This window comes from Pseudomonas orientalis, assembly GCF_022807995.1.
GTDB lineage: Bacteria > Pseudomonadota > Gammaproteobacteria > Pseudomonadales > Pseudomonadaceae > Aquipseudomonas > Aquipseudomonas orientalis_B.
On record NZ_CP094351.1, the window covers coordinates 2,528,827 to 2,547,823 of the forward strand.

Sequence of the window (18,997 nt, forward strand, 5' to 3'; positions counted from 1 at the left end):
TTCAAGCGACGGCAACGACGTCAAGGATGCGTTGCACCACGCGGTCCTGGTCCACGCCGGCCGCTTCGGCTTCGAACGACAGGATGATGCGGTGGCGCAACACGTCGAACAGCACCGCCTGGATATCTTCGGGGCTGACGAAGTCGCGGCCGGCCAGCCAGGCATGAGCGCGCGCGCAGCGGTCCAGGGCAATCGAGCCGCGCGGGCTGGCGCCATAGGCAATCCACTCGGCCATCTCGGGGTCGAACTTGGCCGGGGTGCGCGTGGCCATGACCAGTTGCACCAGGTATTCCTCCACCGCATCGGCCATGTACAGGCCGAGGATTTCCTTGCGCGCGGCAAAGATCGCCTGCTGGCTGACGCGGCGCTCGGGCTTGGTTTCGCCGTTGAGCGCTTCGCCACGGGCCTGTTGCAGGATGCGCCGTTCGACGGCGGCATCCGGGAAGCCGATCTTGACGTGCATCAGGAAACGGTCGAGCTGGGCTTCCGGCAGGGGGTAGGTGCCTTCCTGCTCGATAGGGTTTTGCGTGGCCATGACCAGAAACAGCGGCGACAGCTCGTAGGTGCTGCGGCCCACGCTGACCTGGCGCTCGGCCATGGCCTCGAGCAGCGCCGACTGGACCTTGGCCGGGGCACGGTTGATTTCGTCCGCCAGCACCAGGTTGTGAAAGATCGGGCCTTGCTGGAACACGAAGCTGCCGGTTTCCGGGCGATAGATTTCGGTGCCGGTGATGTCGGCGGGCAACAGGTCGGGGGTGAACTGGATACGATGGAACTGCGCTTCGATACCTTCAGCCAGCTCTTTGATGGCCTTGGTCTTGGCCAGGCCCGGTGCGCCTTCAACCAGCATGTGGCCGTCGGCGAGCAGGGCGATCAGCAGGCGATCGATGAGTTTTTCCTGGCCGAGAATCTGCGTAGAAAGAAAGGTTCGCAGCGCTAGCAGCGCTTCACGATGTTCCATCGATGACGGTTCCTGGAAAAGATGAGCCTGGGTGTCAGGGAAAAAACACCGGCCTGGGGCGCTTACTTTAATGCATCGCGGGGTGTGGCGACTAACGGCGTGACGGGTATTTTTGGCAAAACTTGTAGGAATTTTGTGTAGGTGTGCGTGCTTGCTGGCGTGGGCACAGTCAAGGTGGGAGGGGGCTTGCCCCCGATGGCGGCCTCAGGGCCGACCAGGATGCTGGATTGGATTGAGTACATATCCGTTTCTGCGGTAACGGCCAGTTAGGGTTCCGCTTTTACAGCGGCTCACTTTTGAAAAGCGCAAAAGTAAGCAAAACGCTCTTGCCCCACCACTCGGCACCTCGCCCAGGCTCGGTGTGCCCGAACGCAGGCTTGAATCCGTGGGCCGCCGCAATGGGCCATCCATGGCCCAGTGCGGCTAACCCGGCGTCCTGCCGGGTTGCCTACGGATTCAAGCCTGCGTTCGGCCAGCGTGGTTTAACGGGGCGCTTAAGATCAAAAGCAGATCAAAAGCAAAAGCGCGGCGGCCTTAGAGCCGACCGGTGTCTTTTGCCGATCCGCGATCCAAATGTGGGAGGGGGCTTGCCCCCGATGCGGTGTGTCAGCCAGCGCTGTTGTCGCTGACCCACCGCCATCGGGGGCAAGCCCCCCTCCCACATTTGATCCTGGGTGCAGCTTAAATCCGGGTGAAGGTGCCGGTGCCTTTGAGGATGTTCTGCAGGGTCTGTTCGACCTCGGCCAGGTCGGATGCGGCCGTGGCATGAGTAATCTCAAGGTGGTCCTTGCCCCCCAGCGCATCGGCATCACCGGCGGCCAGTTCTACCGACAGAGTGGTGTTGCCCAGCGTTACCTTGAGCCCGGCCAGCGTCGACGGCTCGTAGTCCCAGGTCAACTCCACGTCGTCTTCGTCCGGGTAACGGCTGAGCATGAACATCTCGCCGTTCTTGCCGTGGCAGCAGAGCATGGCCATGTTGTCTTCTTCGTCGTCGCACGGGGTGGCCATCAGGGCGTCGGTTTTCAGCTGCAGCATGGGGAATCCTGTGTGGAGGGGGGCGTTGCACGGGCCAATTGTGCCATTGCGGCGAATTTAATGCTGCATGATGTGTCAGAAGCCAGGGCATGACCTGTCGAGCCGTATCAGTCATTTCCGGCACTCACGGGCTTGAGAGCAGCCGGTTTATTACCCGGAAAAACCCGGTTGCCCAAGTTGCAACCCGGCGCCTGCTTACCGATGACCGAATATGTCGCAGCACCGCAAGCAGCGCGCTTCCCACACTCGTTAAGCTGGGCAACGGATGTGCTCCACGCCAGGCGCCTGACCTGCCCGTCGTACCGTCACCCGGCATAATGCGCATCCGGTGGAAGTTGTATGTGACCTGACTGTCTTGTCCAGCTTCACCCACCTGTCACTCTGAATCGTTTATCGTGACCGACGAACAGAGCTGACGGTCTCCCCGCAGGGGGATAACACGCGACGCTTCCATCAATAACAAGCCCAAGCGGAGTACCACAGATGGCGTTCTTCACCGCAGCCAGCAAGGCCGACTTCCAGCACCAACTGCAAGCGGCACTGGCGCAGCACATCAGTGAACAGGCACTGCCACAAGTGGCGCTGTTCGCTGAGCAATTCTTCGGCATTATTTCCCTGGACGAACTGACCCAGCGTCGCCTTTCCGACCTGGCCGGTTGCACCCTGTCTGCCTGGCGCCTGCTTGAGCGCTTCGATCACACCCAACCGCAAGTGCGGGTCTACAACCCCGATTACGAACGTCATGGCTGGCAATCGACCCACACCGCGGTCGAAGTGCTGCACCATGACTTGCCATTCCTGGTGGACTCGGTGCGTACCGAGCTCAACCGTCGTGGCTACAGCATCCACACCCTGCAAACCACCGTGCTCAGTGTGCGCCGTGGCAGCAAGGGCGAGCTGCTGGAAGTGCTGCCCAAGGGCACCCAGGGCGACGGCATCCTGCAAGAATCGCTGATGTACCTGGAAATCGACCGCTGCGCCAACGCCGCCGAGCTGAACGTGCTGAGCAAAGAGCTTGAGCAGGTGCTGGGCGAAGTGCGTGTGGCCGTGGCCGATTTCGAGCCGATGAAAGCCAAGGTCCAGGACCTGCTGGCCGGTATCGACGCCAGCGCTTTCACTATCGACGGCGAAGAAAAAGCCGAGATCAAGAACTTCCTCGAGTGGCTGGTGGGCAACCACTTCACCTTCCTGGGCTACGAAGAGTTCGTGGTACGTGACGAGGCGGACGGCGGTCATATCGAATATGACGCCGGCTCCTTCCTCGGTCTGACCAAGCTGCTGCGCGCCGGCCTCACCGCCGAAGACCTGCGCATCGAAGACTACGCCGTCGCCTACCTGCGCGAACCGACCGTGCTGTCGTTCGCCAAGGCCGCCCACCCAAGCCGCGTGCACCGCCCGGCTTACCCGGACTACGTGTCGATCCGTGAGATCAGCGCCGACGGCAAGGTCATCAAGGAACACCGCTTCATGGGCCTGTACACCTCCTCGGTGTACGGCGAAAGCGTGCGGGTGATTCCTTACATCCGCCGCAAGGTGGCGGAAATCGAGCGCCGCTCGGGCTTCCAGGCCAAGGCGCACCTGGGTAAAGAGCTGGCCCAGGTGGTTGAAGTACTGCCCCGTGACGACCTGTTCCAGACCCCGGTCGATGAGCTGTTCAGCACCGTGATGTCGATCGTGCAGATCCAGGAGCGCAACAAGATCCGCGTGTTCCTGCGCAAAGACCCGTACGGCCGTTTCTGCTACTGCCTGGCCTACGTGCCGCGTGACATCTATTCCACCGAAGTGCGCCAGAAAATCCAGCAAGTGCTGATGGATCGCCTGAAAGCCTCGGACTGCGAATTCTGGACCTTCTTCTCCGAGTCCGTGCTGGCCCGTGTGCAACTGATTCTGCGGGTTGACCCGAAGAACCGCCTGGACATCGACCCGCTGCAACTGGAAAAGGAAGTGGTGCAAGCCTGCCGCAGCTGGCAGGACGACTACGCCAGCCTGGTGGTGGAAAGCTTCGGTGAAGCCCACGGCACCAACGTGCTGGCAGACTTCCCGAAAGGTTTCCCGGCCGGCTACCGCGAGCGTTTCGCCGCGCATTCGGCCGTGGTCGACATGCAGCACCTCAACAGCCTCACCGAAGCCAACCCGCTGGTGATGAGTTTCTACCAGCCGCTGGGCCAGGTCTCCGGCCAGCGCGAGCTGCATTGCAAGCTCTACCATGCGGACACCCCGCTGGCATTGTCCGACGTGCTGCCGATCCTGGAAAACCTCGGCCTGCGCGTGCTGGGCGAATTCCCGTACCGCCTGCGTCATGCCAATGGCCGTGAGTTCTGGATCCATGATTTCGCGTTCATCGCCGCCGAAGGCGTGAACCTGGACATCTCGCAGCTCAACGACACGCTGCAGGACGCCTTCGTGCACATCGTTCACGGCGATGCCGAAAACGATGCGTTCAACCGCCTGGTGCTCACCGCCGGCCTGCCATGGCGTGACGTGGCGCTGTTGCGCGCGTATGCACGTTACCTCAAGCAGATCCGCCTGGGCTTCGACCTCGGCTACATCGCCAGCACCCTGAACAACCACACCGACATCGCCCGCGAGTTGACTCGGTTATTCAAGACCCGCTTCTACCTGGCGCGCAAGCTCACCGCCGACGACCTGGAAGACAAGCAGCAACGCCTGGAACAAGCGATCCTCACCGCGCTGGACGACGTCCAGGTGCTCAACGAGGACCGCATCCTGCGTCGTTACCTGGACCTGATCAAGGCGACCCTGCGCACCAACTTCTACCAGACCGACGCCAACGGCCAGAACAAGTCGTACTTCAGCTTCAAGTTCAACCCGCACGCTATCCCTGAGCTGCCCAAGCCGGTGCCGAAGTTCGAAATCTTCGTCTACTCGCCGCGCGTCGAAGGTGTGCACCTGCGCTTTGGCAATGTGGCCCGTGGCGGCCTGCGCTGGTCCGACCGTGAAGAAGACTTCCGTACCGAAGTGCTCGGCCTGGTAAAAGCCCAGCAGGTGAAGAACTCGGTGATCGTGCCGGTGGGGGCCAAGGGCGGCTTCCTGCCGCGTCGCCTGCCATTGGGCGGCAGCCGTGACGAGATCGCGGCCGAGGGCATTGCCTGCTACCGCATCTTCATTTCCGGGCTGCTGGACATCACCGACAACCTCAAGGACGGCGCCCTGGTGCCGCCGGTCAACGTTGTGCGCCATGACAACGATGACCCGTATCTGGTGGTAGCGGCGGACAAGGGCACTGCGACCTTCTCCGACATCGCCAACGGCATCGCCATCGACTACGGCTTCTGGCTGGGCGATGCGTTCGCCTCCGGTGGTTCGGCAGGTTACGACCACAAGAAAATGGGCATCACCGCCAAAGGCGCGTGGGTCGGTGTGCAGCGTCACTTCCGTGAACGCGGCATCAACGTGCAGGAAGACAGCATCACCGTGGTCGGCGTCGGCGATATGGCCGGTGACGTGTTCGGTAACGGCTTGCTCATGTCCGACAAGCTGCAACTGGTCGCGGCCTTCAACCACTTGCACATCTTCATCGACCCTAACCCTAACCCGGCCACCAGCTTCGTCGAGCGCCAGCGCCTGTTCGAGCTGCCGCGTTCGGCCTGGACCGACTACGACACCAGCATCATGTCCGAAGGCGGCGGGATCTTCTCGCGCAGCGCCAAGAGCATCGCCATCTCGGCACAGATGAAAGAACGCTTCGACATCAAGGCCGACAAACTGACCCCGACCGAGCTGCTCAACGCCTTGCTCAAGGCGCCGGTGGACCTGTTGTGGAACGGCGGTATCGGTACCTACGTCAAGGCCAGCACCGAGAGCCACGCCGATGTGGGTGACAAGGCCAACGACGCGCTGCGCGTCAACGGCAACGAGTTGCGCTGCAAGGTGGTGGGCGAGGGCGGCAACCTGGGCATGACCCAACTGGGCCGTGTGGAATTCGGCCTCAATGGCGGCGGCTCCAACACCGACTTCATCGACAACGCCGGTGGTGTGGACTGCTCCGACCACGAAGTGAACATCAAGATCCTGCTCAACGAAGTGGTGCAGGCCGGTGACATGACCGACAAGCAACGCAACCAGTTGCTGGCGAGCATGACCGACGAAGTCGGCAACCTGGTGTTGGGCAACAACTACAAGCAGACCCAGGCCCTGTCCCTGGCCGCGCGCAAGGCTTACGAGCGTGCCGCCGAGTACAAGCGCCTGATGAGCGACCTGGAAGGCCGTGGCAAGCTGGACCGCGCCATCGAGTACCTGCCGACCGAGGAGCAGCTTGTCGAGCGCGCCGCGACGGGCAAGGGCCTGACGCGTCCGGAGCTGTCGGTGTTGATCTCCTACAGCAAGATCGACCTCAAGGAAGCGCTGCTCAAGTCCCAGGTCCCGGATGACGAATACCTGACCCGCGACATGGAAACCGCGTTCCCGCCGAGCCTGGTGGCCAAGTTCTCCGAGGCCATGCGTCGCCATCGCCTCAAGCGCGAGATCGTCAGCACCCAGATCGCCAACGACCTGGTCAACCACATGGGCATCACCTTCGTTCAGCGACTCAAGGAGTCGACCGGCATGAGCCCGGCGAACGTGGCGGGCGCCTATGTGATCGTGCGCGATATCTTCCATCTCCCGCACTGGTTCCGTCAGATCGAAGCCCTGGATCACCAGGTGTCGGCCGACGTGCAACTGGAACTGATGGACGAGTTGATGCGCCTGGGCCGTCGCGCCACGCGCTGGTTCCTGCGCAGCCGTCGCAACGAACAGGACGCCGGGCGTGACACTGCGCACTTCGGTCCGCACCTGGCCGCGCTGGGCCTCAAGCTTGATGAACTGCTCGAAGGTCCGACCCGTGAAGGCTGGCAGAACCGCTACCAGGCCTACACCCAGGCCGGCGTGCCGGAGTTGTTGGCGCGCATGGTTGCAGGCACGACCCACCTGTACACCCTGCTGCCGATCATCGAAGCCGCCGACGTGACCGGGCATGACGCCGCCGAAGTGGCCAAGGCCTACTTCGCCGTCGGCAGCGCCCTGGACCTGCCATGGTACCTGCAGCAGATCAGTGATCTGCCAGTGGCCAACAACTGGCAGGCCCAGGCCCGCGAAGCCTTCCGCGATGACGTGGACTGGCAGCAACGGGCGATCACCATTTCGGTCCTGCAAATGGCCGATGCGCCACAAGACATGGAAGCCCGCGTGGCCCTGTGGCTTGAGCAGCACCAGGACATGGCGGATCGCTGGCGCGCGATGATGGTGGAAATTCGTGCTGCGGTCGGCACGGACTACGCCATGTACGCGGTGGCCAACCGTGAGTTGCTGGACCTGGCGTTGAGCGGTCAGTCGGTGCTGTAAAAGTGCTGGCAGGGCGTTGAAACCGGAAATCCTCGTGTCGAAAGATACGAGGATTTTTTTTGCAGTCGCATCAACCAGCTGCGCTGGTACTGTCATGGTCAATAGGGTGAGTAACCTACAACGACCTTGGGTTCATGATATTTAACGGATGAGGCTATTTTGCTTTTCAGCTCCGACTGACTGGCCAGGGCGGCGTCGTGCTCATCCACATTCATCTGATGAGAGATGAAATCGATAGCCTCTTCCAGTCCTGGGACAGGCCTGGTGGTAGCCGTTCTATCCCACTCGAATTTCAGCGCGGCATAGGCCTTGGGCAGGTCTCTGTCCATTCCATAGGTACGAGCAGGTTTGGTGTTGTCCCGGGGAAGGGCGGCAAGTGCATAGCCATACTCGAGCAACCCGTTCTGGTCGCCTGTCCACGCCAATTGAGCAAGTCTTCGCTGCTTTTCAACCATCGTGGCGTTTGAGGTCGGGGAGAACAAACGGTCCGCGAGTGCCCATGGATATCCGCTGTCAGCGGCTCTTGCACACAATGCTTCAATTGTTGCCGTGCGCTCCAGGGCGTCGGGCATCAGTCCCGGGTGTTTCTGATAGGTTTGAGCAAGTTTATAGAGGGCCCTGGGGTTGCCCGTATCGGCAGCCTTGGTCAGCCAGGTGATGTCCTGGGTCAGGGTATACAAATTGAACATGCTTTGTATGTCACCTTGGGCTGCCCCCTCTGTGGACAGTGCCTTAGCCTTTGCCAGCGATTGGGTATCACCCAGCCACATCAAGGCCAGGACATGATCCTGCGCCGCTGCGAGCCGGAGCCATCCTACAGTTCGCGCGAATGGGTAGCGGAACGCGCCGAGTTGGTAACCGGTGCAGGTAGCCATGGCGTACTGTGCTTCGGCTTCGCCGGCCAGCCCAGGGAACGTCAAATAGAATTCAGCTTCTTCAAAGCGTTCTTGATGGAACAACGCTGTTCCGATCTCTTTCGATGTATTGATCAGTTCGCTCAACGAGGTTTTCAACGGCTCTGTGAGGGAAGCCTTTTGCTCGTGTAATTGGCTAATCAGGGTGTACAGGTTCTCGTAAACTTTTGTATCAATGATCATTTTCAATGCCAGTCATGAAGCACTCAATCAGTGCGATATCCAGACTATGAAAAGAGGGCGCCGAGCTGGCGCTATATAGTTAGAGCGGGGTAACGAGGCGGTATTCGAGGTGATTAAGGTGCTGGCTCATCCGCTCTACAGCAGTGGTGCAATCATGCCGCTCTACGGCATCGGCAATCGCAGCGTGTTCTTCCCACGTATCCTTCGTATGGGCCGTTTCCGGGCATTGCGCAATGGCCAAAGCCGTCAAAGGCACCAGGCTATTGAGGAATTGCGCCAGCGGCGTATTTCCCGCGATCATCGCCAACTGCAGGTGGAATTCTCCCGACAAGCGGATCGCGGCCCCGCGTTGTTTACGGGCAATGCACTCACGTTCGCCGTTGATCAGTTCGCGCAATTGGCGTATTTGGGACGGTTTTGCCTGAGCGCACGCCAGTTGTACTACGGTCATCTCGACCCTGCGCCGCGCTTCCATAATCTGCCGGGTTTGCAGGGCATCCGGCGCAGCCACCTGGGCGCGCTGGTTGGGGCGCAGGATGATCACTTGCTGCAAGGATAGCTTTGCCAGTACGCGGCGAATCACACTGCGGCTCACACCAAAGGTCTCACCCAGGCCTTCCTCACTGAAACGACTGGCGGGGGCGATGCGTTGTTCCAGAATGGCGTCGAACAACCGGGGGTAGACGTCCTCCACCGAAGGCTTTTTGTCGCAGGCCAGACGCAGGGGAGCAAGGAAGGTTGCGTCGTGCAAAGCGTGAGCGTTCATGGCCGGTCTCCAAAAAATCAGCTGCCCAGATGGTCATCCGGGATATTCAGGCGGATGCCCATGCGCAAGCCTTCCTGCAGGATGTGCCGACGCATTTCAGCACTGGCCAGGGCGCTGTTCTTATTGCGGATTGCGCGTACCACGGCTTCATTTTCCTGCAGGCGTTCGGCCAGGTGCTCCGGTGAGTTGCGCAGCACCTGGGCACTTTGCTTGAGCGCGTTACTGGTTTGTTGCACCACGTTCTGGAAGATCGGGTTGGAGGTCAGGGCAAACAGCTCTTCGTGAAAACCAATGTAGGCGTTCATGCCCGCTTCGGCGTCACCGGCATCCAGGGCTTCGCGCATGTCCATCAGGGTCAGGCGCAGTTGGCCGATTTCCTTGCTGCTGATGGATTGGGCGACCAGGCCGACGATGAAGGGTTCCAGGGTATAGCGCAGTTGCAGAATGTCTTCCAGGCTGGCATCGGCCACGGCGTCGCTCGACTGCGGCTCGCTGACGCTGGTTTCCAGCACCACCACGCCTTTGCCGGGCATGGAGCGCACCAGGCCGAGGGTTTCCAGCACGATCACCGCTTCGCGCAGGCTGGGGCGGCTGATGCCCAGCTGTTCGGCCAGTTCACGCTGGCCAGGCAGCATTTCACCCCGGCGCCATTGGCCACGTGCCAGGGCGGCGCGCAGCTTTTCTACGACTGAATTGACGACGGTTGAGGTGCTGATCACGTCGATATCTCCTTGATGTTGCGAATACGGCAGTAAATCGTGTGATGAACCAATGTGGGAGGGGGCTTGCCCCCGATGGCGGTGGGTCAGTCACAGCATCATCAACTGATGGATAGCTATCGGGGGCAAGCCCCCTCCCACATTTGGCCATGCCGCTTTCAGAATTCCTGATGCGCCGGCAATACCGGCTTCTTGGCCTGGAAGGCATAGCCTTGCTGACCGTCGAGTACCTTGTTGGCGCGCTGGATATCAATGTCTTTCTCCCAGCGCGCGATGGCCACGGTGGCGACGCAGTTACCGATCAGGTTGGTCAACGCGCGGCCAATGCCCATGAACCAGTCCACCGCGAGTACCAGCACCAGGCCTACCACCGGAATGGCCGGGATAGCCGTGAGCGTGGCCGCCAGAATCACCAGCGCCGAGCCCGGAATGCCGTGGGCACCTTTGGAGGTGATCAACGATACCAGCAGGATGGTCAGCAGGTCGGTCATCGACAGCGGGGTGCCGGTGGCGTTGGCGATAAATACGATGGCCAGGGTCAGGTAGATCGAGAAACCGTCGAGGTTGAACGAGTACCCGGTAGGAATCACCAGGCCCACGGTGGAGCTGCCGATGCCCAAGTGCTCCAGCTTGCGCATGATCTGCGGCAGCACCGCGTCGGACGAAGCCGTGCCCATCACGATCAGCAACTCTTCGCGCAGGTACTTGAGCAGCGGCAGCATGCGCAGGCCCGACAAGCGCATCACCAGGCCCAGGATCAGCGCGACGAACGCCAGGCAGGTCAGGTAGAACAGGCCTACCAGGCTGCCCAGGTGCTGCAGGGAGTCCAGGCCGTAAGTGCTGGTGGTGAACGCGATCGCGCCGAATACGCCGATGGGTGCCAGGCGCACAATCATGCCCATGATGCGGAAGATCACATGGCTCAGCTCGTTGATCAGCCGCGAGATGCCGCTCGCCGCTTCGCCCACCAGGTTCAGCGCACTGCCGAACAGCACGGAGAACAACAGCACCTGCAGCACGTTGTTGTCGGCAAAGGCACCGATCACCGAGTTGGGGATCAGGTCCATCAGGAACTGACTGGTGCCTTTGATGTGCTGGCCCTTGTCGGCCAGTTCATTCAGGCCGGCTGAAGACAGTTGTTCCAGATGGATGTTGGCGCCGCTGCCGATGCCGGTGCTGAAAGCCATGATCAGGCCGAGCACCAGGGCGACGGTGGTCAGCACTTCGAAATAGATCACCGACTTCAAGCCAATGCGCCCGACTTTCTTCAAATCGCCGGCGCCGGAAATACCGCTGACCACGACGCAGAATACAATCAGGCCGATCAACATTTTGATCAGCTTGATAAAGCCGTCACCCAAGGGTTTGAGTTGCGAGGAGAATTCGGGAAGGGCCAGGCCGCAAATAACGCCTAGCATCAGGCCAATCACGACTTGCAGGAAAATCGAACGCGAGCACCATCTGAGCATGGGAAGGATCTCTATTCGGTGCCCTGGTGGGTCCAGGGCTTAATTGTTGTGGTCTTACCGGTAAGTCCAGTGCGGGGCCAGTCTAGGCTCGGTTTTTTTCAAACTACAAGTAAATATTCAGTGGTCAACGGTTTCCGGTCTGACCAGTAAGTCGGCGAGTGCGATGCTTGAGCGGTTGACGGCGTGGAATTTTTTTTGCGTATCATCCGCGCTCGGTACGCGAGGTGATGAATGGACCCATCGGGATTGACGCTGGATGAAGCCGGGCGCACCCATTGCGCCTGGCGCAACGGCGCGCCGCAATACCTGCATTATCACGACCAGGAGTGGGGCGTGCCGGTGGCGGATGACGTGCTGTTGTACGAGAAGATTTGCCTGGAAGGTTTTCAGGCGGGGATGGCGTGGATCACCATTTTGCGCAAGCGTGAGCAGTTTAGGCGGGCGTTCGATGGCTTTGATTTTCGCAAGGTGGCGCAGTATGGCGAGGCGGATATCGAACGCTTGATGAGCGACCCCGGGATCGTGCGCAACCGGGCGAAGATCCTGTCCACGATCAACAATGCCCGCCGGGCCTGCGAGCTGGTGAATGAAACCGGTTCGCTGGCGCGCTGGGTATGGTCTTTCGAACCCGACCCGCAGGAGCGTCCGGCGTTGGTGGACTTGGCGTACTGGAACGCCAACCCGACCTCGCCGGCTTCGGTGCGCTTGTCCAAAGCGCTCAAAAAACGCGGTTGGACCTTTGTCGGCCCGACCACGATGTATGCGTTGATGCAGGCGCTGGGTATGGTCAATGATCACCTGGAGGGTTGCGTCTGCCGAGAGCGCATCGAAGCGCTGCGTCGTCAGTTCGAACGACCTTGAGGGCTCGCGACTCTCTCAGAGGTATTTAAGCCAGGTGATATCCCTGCGCCGCGCCTTGAGTGCGGCAAACCATCGCACCGGCAGATACAGCGCCAGTGGCAGCGCCAACGCCGCCAGCCACACGGCGCCAATGTTGTCGAACCCGAAAAAATTGCCGTGATTGAGCCCGAACACCGTGACACACGCGACGTAGAGTATTTTGAGCACATACAGGTGCAGCAGATAAAAGAACATCGGCGCCGCGCCAAATACCGCCAGCGTGCTGATCCAGCGCTTGTGCCCGGCGCGTTCGAACGCCAGCAGCAACAGCAGGCCGATGCCCAGCGTCAGCGCCAGGAACAACAGCGAAGGCGGGTATTTGGTGATATTGAAAAAGCTCATGACGGTCTGCACGCCGCTGTCATAGGCCTGCCAAGGTTTTTCGCCATACCCGTTGACCGTCCGCAACAGCCCAAAACCCAGCAACGCGCCGACGCCCGCCAGCAGCAGATAACGCTGGCGGATGGCTGGCAGCGCGGCATTCGAAAACCACGGCCCGAGGCCGTAGCCCAGGGCAATCACGCCGATCCACGGCAGCACCGGGTACGTCACACGCAGGCGCAGGGTGTCGGACACCTCGATCCAACTGCGCTCATGCAGGATCGACCACGCCACCTGCGCCGCCGAGTCGGGTGTGAAATGTACGCCGTCGAGCAAGTTGTGCCCGGCAATAAGCATTAGCGCCAAGGCAATCAGCAGCGGGCGCGGCAACCATACCAGGGCGGCGAGGGCGAGCATGCTCACGCCAATTGCCCAGATCACCTGCAGATAGATCACAGCAGGCGGCAACTGGAAGGTCCAGGCGAAGTTGACCAGCGTGAACTCCAATACGACCAGAAACAGCCCACGCTTGAACAAAAATGCCGACACCGCGCGCCTGCCCTGGTATTTCTGGCCGTACAGCCAGGCCGACAAACCGGTGAGCAGCACGAACACGGGCGCACAAAGGTGGGCGAGGGTGCGGCTGAAAAACAGCGCTGGCTCGGTCGTGTCAATGCTCATCGGATCGCCGACCTGACGATGCAGCAGAAATGTTTCGCGTACATGGTCGAGCAGCATGAAGAGGATCACCAGGCCGCGCAGGGCGTCGATGGAAAGCAGGCGTTGGCGTAGCGAAACAGCGTCAGTCATGGGACGGTTCACAAGGCAGGAAATAAAAGGGACGTTATTCTATAACATTAATCGGTGGTTTAGCCGATCAGTCCTGCGCAGTGATTCAGCAGCGCTATTCCCGCCAGGAATGCCCCCATAAAAACAGCGCATTGTCTTTATTTCAGCAGATCTCGTAGCGTTAAGCCTCATTCAAGGAGATCGTCCATGCGCCACCGTCCGCTGCGCCTCTACGTTGATTCGCTGTTTACCAGCCCCTATGCCATGTCGGTATTTGTCGCCTTGCGGGAAAAGGGCCTGGCGTTCGAAACCGTGCCTCTGGACCTGGACGCCGGCCAGCATCAGGCCGCAGGTTACGCGCGACTGTCCCTGACCCGGCGGGTGCCGACGCTCGAGGAAGGCGAGTTTTCCCTGTCGGAGTCTTCGGCGATTACTGAATACCTGGACGAAGCCTACCCCGAGAGCTGCGTTTATCCGGTCGACCCGCAACAGCGGGCGAAGGCGCGGCAGGTGCAGGCGTGGTTGCGCAGTGATTTGCTGCCGATTCGCCAGGAGCGTTCGACCCTGGTGGTGTTCTGCGGGGAGAAGATGCCGCCATTGTCGCCGCTGGCCGAGGCTGCGGCAGGCAAGTTGATCAGTGTGGCGCAGGCGTTGCTGGCGGCTGACCGGGACTGTCTGTTCGGCACCTGGTCAATTGCCGACGTGGACCTGGCCGTGATGCTCAATCGCCTGGTCCTCAACGGCGACGCCGTGCCGGCGCAGTTGGTGGCTTATGCCCAACGTCAATGGCAAAGGCCGTCAGTGCAGGCATGGGTCAACCAGCCACGCCCTCGGGGGTAGGGCTCTCGTTCATTTGCGCGACGCGCCGGTCCAGATCTTCCCAATCCGCCATGCCCAGCACGCGCGTGGTATTCAGGCCGCGCAGGTAGCCACGCAGTTGCTGGGCACTGGCCGATTGCGCGGCGCCAGCGCTTGTTTCACTCAGCAGAACGTCTTCATATTCGACCAGGTAATCGGCGACCCGCTCGCGATACTCCGGCAGTACGGCTTCGCGGATGCGGTCGAAGGTTTTCTGGTGACGCTTCATGGCATGGTCCTTATAGGTTTTATGGGGTTGGGCTACCTGACACTATCGGTTCAAATGATAGTCACCATCAAGGATCACACGTTCTGTTTTTACGGCAAAGGCGCAAAATCCGCTCATCGAAACGCTGCTCAAGGAAATGCGCGATGAGGACTCTAATTCAGCTGGCTTTGATCACCCTGATGCTCGGCACGGCCGTGCTGACCAACCCGGCCGTTGCCGATGAGTTGCGTACGGGCCATTTGCTGCCACTCGCCGCTGGCGTAAACTCCCTGCAGCGCGCTCAGTCGGTGGGAGTGTTGTACAGCGAAAACACCCGCGACAACCTCAGCTACCTGGAGCGCTACCACGCCATGGCGGTCAATGGCGCCAAGGATGCTCTGGATGGGCGTATCCGCGAGGCGTTCGTCAACAGCTCCGATCCGGAACTGGCCATCGATTGGCTGATGAACTCGCTGCAAGGCACGTTTGTCTCGGTGACGGTCTACGGCAGCCTGGATGCACTGGTGCAGGCGCACCCGGACGTAGTGGTGGTGCTCGATACCCATAACCAATTGCTGACCCAGCGCAACGATGTGGTCGAGGCGCGCTTTACCGCGCGGTTCTATGACTCCGACCTGCAATACATCGCCAAGGCCGAAGGCTCGGTGAACAAGCAGGTGCCATCGGTGTGGGTGCATGACAAGTCAGCATTCGAGATTGCCGCGCAGATCGAGCAGCAGCGAGATGTACAACAAGATGCCTTGAAGCAGTTTGACGCATCGCTCAAAGCCCTGGTCCGCGCCGGTTGATACGCGGGTCCACAGGCACCTATTTTGGTTACCTTCAGGAATGTTTATGCGCGCTTTTTTCGTCCCGGCCCTGGCCTTTGCTTCCCTGGCGCTGGCCGGTTGTATCACGGCTCCCAATGCCCCCTCGCTGACACTGCAAACCGCCAAGACTCCCGAAGCCTATGTGCAATGCGTATTGCCCAAGCTTGAAAAGCACGGCATCACCTCGGCCGTGACCCAGAACTCGCGTCACGCCAAGGTGCTGTTGACCAGCAAGATCGCAGCCGATGATGTGCTGGAAGCCTACAAGTCCCAGGAGGGCACCAAGGTGTTCCTGTATGAGCGCAAGCCCTTGGCTTCGGCGATCAAGGCGTCGCGGCTCGAGCAGGCGGCGCAGGATTGCCAGTAACCTGTGCAAGAATGAATACAAATCAAATGTGGGAGGGGGCTTGCCCCCGATAGCGGTGGGTCAGCTACAGTTTTGCTGACTGACACACCGTCATCGGGGGCAAGCCCCCTCCCACATTTGGATAGTGTTCAACTCAGGGTTTGGCTTCGTTGCTGAAGGCATTGACCGTCTTGACCAACCCCCGCGCCGCCAGCGCCACCAATTCACCGCCTTTCTCCACCGTTGCCAACGCCGGGTCAGAGCCCATGCGCCCGTCGGGGAAGCGTGCGCGGAAGTCCAGCGCTTCGCGGATCGGGCCGGTGCTGGCGATTTGCGGGGAGTACTCGGCCGACTTGATCGAGTCCGGATAGGCCCATTGCGTCACGGCAATCTCCGACGGCGTGGCGTGGCTGCCATGGCCCACCGGGAATTGGCGCTGCGCCAGGTCGGTGACGCCTTCCAGGTCCCACCAGTTGACCAGCTTCAATGCGAACCCGGCCGGGCGGCGGGCAAAGCTGGCTTCGGCGTAGAGCTCGGAGAACGCTGCTTCAATGGTGGCGATATTGCCGCCGTGGCCGTTGAGGAACAGGATCTTGTCGAAACCATGCCCGGCCAGCGAGCGCACCCAGTCACCGATCGCGGCGATAAAGGTGGAAGGGCGCAGCGAAATAGTGCCGGGAAAGCCCAGGTGGTGCTGGGCCATGCCGATGTTGAACGTCGGGCCGACCAGGATGTCGGCATTCTTCTGCGCCTCGACGGCGATAATCTCCGGGCACATCCAGTCGGTGCCGAGCAGGCCGGTGGGGCCGTGTTGTTCGTTGGAACCGATGGGGATCACCAGCGTGCGGCTGCGCTGCAGAAACTGCTCGATCTCGATCCAGGTGGACTTGTGTAGAAGCATGCGACGCTCTCTTTATCGGTGGGGACAGGCTATCCGCCAGGGATTGTACGACTACTCGCCACCTGCTGGGGTTTGCAATTGAGATAGGTCGAGGACTTCAGCCAGCGCTGGTCGGGGTACCAGGAGAACATGAACTGCCCGTCCTTGAGCTTGTCCACCACCTGGCGCGCGACTTGCGGGCGCACCGCCGGGCAGCCCTGGCTTCGGCCGATACGGCCTTCGCGCTTGCTCCATAGCGGGCTGACGTAGTCGGCGGCGTGAATCACGATGGCGCGGTCGCGGGCCAGGTCGTTGAAGCCAGGCTCCAGGCCGTCCATGCGCAGCGAGTAGCCATGGGTGCCCAGATAGCTTTCCTGGGTGCGGAACAGGCCCAGGCTGGACTGGTGACTGCCTTCGAGGTTGGAAAACGCGGTGGCGAAGTTTTCGCCGGACTTGGCACCGTGGGCCACCAGGTCGCGCAGTACCAACGTCTTTTTGCGCAGGTCGAAAATCCACAGCCGACGGGCGGTCGAGGGCTGGGAGTAGTCAATCACCGCCAGGCGATCGGAACGTTCCTCGCCGTTATTGACGGCGCACTGCACCGCGCTCAGGGCGCTTTTGAGCACGATGGGATTGAGTTCTGGAGCCGAGCGCGCCAGGCTGCTATACAAGGAAGGAGAGGGGGCATTGGCGGCGAGCGCAACATTGCTCAATAACGCCAGGCTCGCGGTGATCAGGCCCAGGTTGCTTAAACCGAACCGGCGCATAAAAGTCAGCATCTACAGTCGAGTCCCCGCTGTGGAGTGGAGCTAAGTCAATTGTTCAAAAAACACGCATGTTACTTGAGCATTTGCCTGCTCGTTACACCACTGGTCGCCACAGCCGAGGCGCTGCCGCTGGAGCCGTTGCCCGTCACCACCCCGGCACCGGTCGACCTGGCGCCGTTGCAACAGGCCCTGGCGCAGTTGCCCAGTGTCTGCCCACAGCTCGCGCCGCGCATTGACGCCAGCGCGCAATTGCGCCTGCAAGCCTTTTACCAGCAGCAGGGCGACACGCCGCTGTGGTCGGCCGACGAGCGTCGGCAAGCCTTGCACGACCAGTTGCTGATGCTGGCTGACGACGGCCTGGACCCCACCCACTATAGCCTGCCCACCGCAGATGCCACGGCCAATGTGCTGTGCAGCGATATCGCGATCAGCCAGCAGTACCTCCAGGCCTTGCAGGATTTGCACTTCGGGCGCCTGCAGCAATCGCGCTTCGAGCCGCTCTGGCACGCCCAACCGCCTGCCGATGACCCGGACACCGCCGTGCTGGCCATCGCCGCCACCGGCTTGCAGGACATGGCCCAGGCGTTCGACCAGGCGCGCCCCAGCGCGGATTTGTATCGCAGCCTGCGCAACGTTTATTCCAGTGCGCGCCAGCAGCCGTTGCCGCAGTGGGAAGCGGTGGGCGAGGGGCCGCTGTTGCGTCCGGGCATGGAAGACCCACGGGTGCCGGAACTGGCGCGTCGCCTCTACCGCGGCGGTTACCTGACCCAGGAACCCAAGGGCAGCGCCAGGCAGTACCGTCCCGAACTGGTCGCTGCGGTCAAGGCCTTCCAGCTCAGCCATTCCCTGCAGGCTGACGGTGTGATCGGCGCCGGCACCGTGGCCGAACTCAATATCAGCCCTTTGACGCGCCGCGACCAGTTGCGCATCAACCTCGAACGGTTCCGCTGGCTGGCCCGGGACCTGGAGCCCGAAGGCGTGGTAGTCAACGTCGCGGCCGCGCAATTGAGCGTGTATCAGAGCGGCATTGCGGTGTGGCAGACCCGCCTGCAAGTGGGCCGCGCCGAGCGCCAGACGCCGCTGCTCAAGTCGCGTATCACGCGCTTGACCCTTAACCCGACGTGGACCATCCCGCCCACCATCATGCGCGAGGACAAGCTGCCGGCCATCCGACTCAATCCGCAATACCTGCGTCAACAGAACCTGCAGGTGCTGGATGCCGAAGGCCATCCGTTGACGCCGGAGCAGGTCGACTGGGCGCGCCCCGGCAATATCCTGCTGCGCCAGGAGGCGGGGCCGCGCAACCCGTTGGGCAAGATCGTGATGCGTTTTCCCAACCCGTATTCGGTGTACCTGCATGACACGCCGAGCCAGCCGCTGTTTACCAAGGGGCCGCGGGCGTTCAGTTCCGGGTGCGTGAGGGTCGAGCAACCGCTGCTGTTACGCGACCTGCTGGTGAGCCCGGCCGAACGCACGCGCACCGATGAGTTGCTGGCCACCGGCATCACCCATGAATTCAGGCTGGCCACGCCGGTACCGGTGCTGCTGGGGTATTGGACGGTGGAAGTGGACCGCCAGGGAAACCTGGTGTACGCGCCGGATATCTACGCGCGCGACCCGGTATTGATCAAGGCCATGGGGAGTGTGTTGTAGAGCGCTGCCCGGAATGTGGAATGGGGGCTTATGTGGGAGGGGGCTTGCCCCCGAT

General features: G+C 61.2%; 16 protein-coding genes. 6 read left to right on the forward strand and 10 right to left on the reverse strand.

The genetic code is table 11. The annotated features are described in order from the left end of the window. Nucleotide 1 precedes the first annotated feature (1 nt). Both MRY17_RS11200 and MRY17_RS11205 read right to left on the reverse strand, forming a co-directional pair. Nucleotides 2–961 (reverse strand): AAA family ATPase, encoded by a 960-nt coding sequence (locus MRY17_RS11200; RefSeq protein ID WP_020301524.1) that lies wholly within the window; start codon nt 959–961, stop codon nt 2–4. A gap of 681 nt (nt 962–1,642) precedes the next feature. Beyond that, nucleotides 1,643–1,996, reverse strand: a complete 354-nt coding sequence (locus MRY17_RS11205; protein WP_181285125.1) for a hypothetical protein — start codon at nt 1,994–1,996, stop codon at nt 1,643–1,645. 483 nt (nt 1,997–2,479) lie between these two features. Between MRY17_RS11205 and MRY17_RS11210 the strand changes: the two genes are divergently transcribed. Continuing rightward, nucleotides 2,480–7,339 (forward strand): NAD-glutamate dehydrogenase, encoded by a 4,860-nt coding sequence (locus MRY17_RS11210; protein ID WP_181285124.1) that lies wholly within the window; start codon nt 2,480–2,482, stop codon nt 7,337–7,339. A 98-nt stretch (nt 7,340–7,437) separates the two neighbouring features. On the opposite strand, the gene MRY17_RS11215 is transcribed toward MRY17_RS11210, so the two are convergent. The 4 genes from MRY17_RS11215 to MRY17_RS11230 all read right to left on the reverse strand — a co-directional run bounded on the left by MRY17_RS11215 (nt 7,438) and on the right by MRY17_RS11230 (nt 11,390). Then, a complete protein-coding gene (locus MRY17_RS11215; RefSeq protein ID WP_181285123.1) occupies nt 7,438–8,436 on the reverse strand; it encodes a sel1 repeat family protein in 999 nt (332 codons plus the stop codon). 79 nt (nt 8,437–8,515) lie between these two features. Further along, on the reverse strand, nt 8,516–9,202 hold the full coding sequence (locus tag MRY17_RS11220) for a GntR family transcriptional regulator (protein ID WP_191953314.1): 687 nt from the start codon (nt 9,200–9,202) through the stop codon (nt 8,516–8,518). A gap of 17 nt (nt 9,203–9,219) precedes the next feature. After that, nucleotides 9,220–9,921, reverse strand: a complete 702-nt coding sequence (locus MRY17_RS11225; RefSeq protein WP_191953313.1) for a FadR/GntR family transcriptional regulator — start codon at nt 9,919–9,921, stop codon at nt 9,220–9,222. A gap of 158 nt (nt 9,922–10,079) precedes the next feature. After that, nucleotides 10,080–11,390, reverse strand: coding sequence for a C4-dicarboxylate transporter DctA (locus tag MRY17_RS11230; RefSeq protein ID WP_181285120.1), 1,311 nt, complete (start codon nt 11,388–11,390; stop codon nt 10,080–10,082). A gap of 231 nt (nt 11,391–11,621) precedes the next feature. Between MRY17_RS11230 and MRY17_RS11235 the strand changes: the two genes are divergently transcribed. After that, nucleotides 11,622–12,251, forward strand: a complete 630-nt coding sequence (locus tag MRY17_RS11235) for a DNA-3-methyladenine glycosylase I (protein ID WP_191953312.1) — start codon at nt 11,622–11,624, stop codon at nt 12,249–12,251. A 15-nt stretch (nt 12,252–12,266) separates the two neighbouring features. Here MRY17_RS11235 and MRY17_RS11240 read toward each other — a convergent pair whose 3' ends face one another. Beyond that, a complete protein-coding gene (locus tag MRY17_RS11240; RefSeq protein WP_243353771.1) occupies nt 12,267–13,421 on the reverse strand; it encodes a DUF1624 domain-containing protein in 1,155 nt (384 codons plus the stop codon). 186 nt (nt 13,422–13,607) lie between these two features. Between MRY17_RS11240 and yfcF the strand changes: the two genes are divergently transcribed. Continuing rightward, nucleotides 13,608–14,240: a glutathione transferase gene (gene yfcF, locus MRY17_RS11245; RefSeq protein WP_181285117.1), complete on the forward strand. Its 633-nt coding sequence runs from the start codon at nt 13,608–13,610 to the stop codon at nt 14,238–14,240. On the opposite strand, the gene MRY17_RS11250 is transcribed toward yfcF, so the two are convergent. Continuing rightward, nucleotides 14,215–14,487, reverse strand: a complete 273-nt coding sequence (locus MRY17_RS11250) for a hypothetical protein (protein WP_181285116.1) — start codon at nt 14,485–14,487, stop codon at nt 14,215–14,217. The two genes, yfcF and MRY17_RS11250, sit on opposite strands and share 26 nt — an antisense overlap. Before the next feature lie 143 nt (nt 14,488–14,630). Here MRY17_RS11250 and MRY17_RS11255 point away from each other — a divergent pair, with 143 nt between their 5' ends. Then, nucleotides 14,631–15,275, forward strand: a complete 645-nt coding sequence (locus tag MRY17_RS11255; protein ID WP_181285115.1) for an ATPase — start codon at nt 14,631–14,633, stop codon at nt 15,273–15,275. A gap of 46 nt (nt 15,276–15,321) precedes the next feature. Next, nucleotides 15,322–15,663 (forward strand): hypothetical protein, encoded by a 342-nt coding sequence (locus MRY17_RS11260; RefSeq protein ID WP_243353772.1) that lies wholly within the window; start codon nt 15,322–15,324, stop codon nt 15,661–15,663. 133 nt (nt 15,664–15,796) lie between these two features. On the opposite strand, the gene MRY17_RS11265 is transcribed toward MRY17_RS11260, so the two are convergent. Next, a complete protein-coding gene (locus MRY17_RS11265; protein WP_181285113.1) occupies nt 15,797–16,543 on the reverse strand; it encodes a creatininase family protein in 747 nt (248 codons plus the stop codon). A 29-nt stretch (nt 16,544–16,572) separates the two neighbouring features. Next, nucleotides 16,573–17,301, reverse strand: a complete 729-nt coding sequence (locus MRY17_RS11270) for a murein L,D-transpeptidase catalytic domain family protein (RefSeq protein WP_243353773.1) — start codon at nt 17,299–17,301, stop codon at nt 16,573–16,575. Nucleotides 17,302–17,340: 39 nt separating this feature from the next. Here MRY17_RS11270 and MRY17_RS11275 point away from each other — a divergent pair, with 39 nt between their 5' ends. After that, nucleotides 17,341–18,942, forward strand: a complete 1,602-nt coding sequence (locus MRY17_RS11275) for a L,D-transpeptidase family protein (protein ID WP_191955687.1) — start codon at nt 17,341–17,343, stop codon at nt 18,940–18,942. Nucleotides 18,943–18,997: the final 55 nt, after the last annotated feature.

Coding starts and splice junctions, on each gene's coding strand:
- MRY17_RS11255 (WP_181285115.1), top strand. CDS start 14,631: ATGAGGACTCTAATTCAGCTGGCTTTGATCACCCTGATGCTCGGCACG.
- MRY17_RS11210 (WP_181285124.1), top strand. CDS start 2,480: ATGGCGTTCTTCACCGCAGCCAGCAAGGCCGACTTCCAGCACCAACTG.
- MRY17_RS11215 (WP_181285123.1), bottom strand. CDS start 8,436: ATGATCATTGATACAAAAGTTTACGAGAACCTGTACACCCTGATTAGC.
- MRY17_RS11235 (WP_191953312.1), top strand. CDS start 11,622: ATGGACCCATCGGGATTGACGCTGGATGAAGCCGGGCGCACCCATTGC.
- MRY17_RS11230 (WP_181285120.1), bottom strand. CDS start 11,390: ATGCTCAGATGGTGCTCGCGTTCGATTTTCCTGCAAGTCGTGATTGGC.
- MRY17_RS11260 (WP_243353772.1), top strand. CDS start 15,322: ATGCGCGCTTTTTTCGTCCCGGCCCTGGCCTTTGCTTCCCTGGCGCTG.
- MRY17_RS11270 (WP_243353773.1), bottom strand. CDS start 17,301: ATGCTGACTTTTATGCGCCGGTTCGGTTTAAGCAACCTGGGCCTGATC.
- MRY17_RS11205 (WP_181285125.1), bottom strand. CDS start 1,996: ATGCTGCAGCTGAAAACCGACGCCCTGATGGCCACCCCGTGCGACGAC.
- MRY17_RS11250 (WP_181285116.1), bottom strand. CDS start 14,487: ATGAAGCGTCACCAGAAAACCTTCGACCGCATCCGCGAAGCCGTACTG.
- MRY17_RS11240 (WP_243353771.1), bottom strand. CDS start 13,421: ATGACTGACGCTGTTTCGCTACGCCAACGCCTGCTTTCCATCGACGCC.
- MRY17_RS11220 (WP_191953314.1), bottom strand. CDS start 9,202: ATGAACGCTCACGCTTTGCACGACGCAACCTTCCTTGCTCCCCTGCGT.
- MRY17_RS11265 (WP_181285113.1), bottom strand. CDS start 16,543: ATGCTTCTACACAAGTCCACCTGGATCGAGATCGAGCAGTTTCTGCAG.
- MRY17_RS11200 (WP_020301524.1), bottom strand. CDS start 961: ATGGAACATCGTGAAGCGCTGCTAGCGCTGCGAACCTTTCTTTCTACG.
- yfcF (WP_181285117.1), top strand. CDS start 13,608: ATGCGCCACCGTCCGCTGCGCCTCTACGTTGATTCGCTGTTTACCAGC.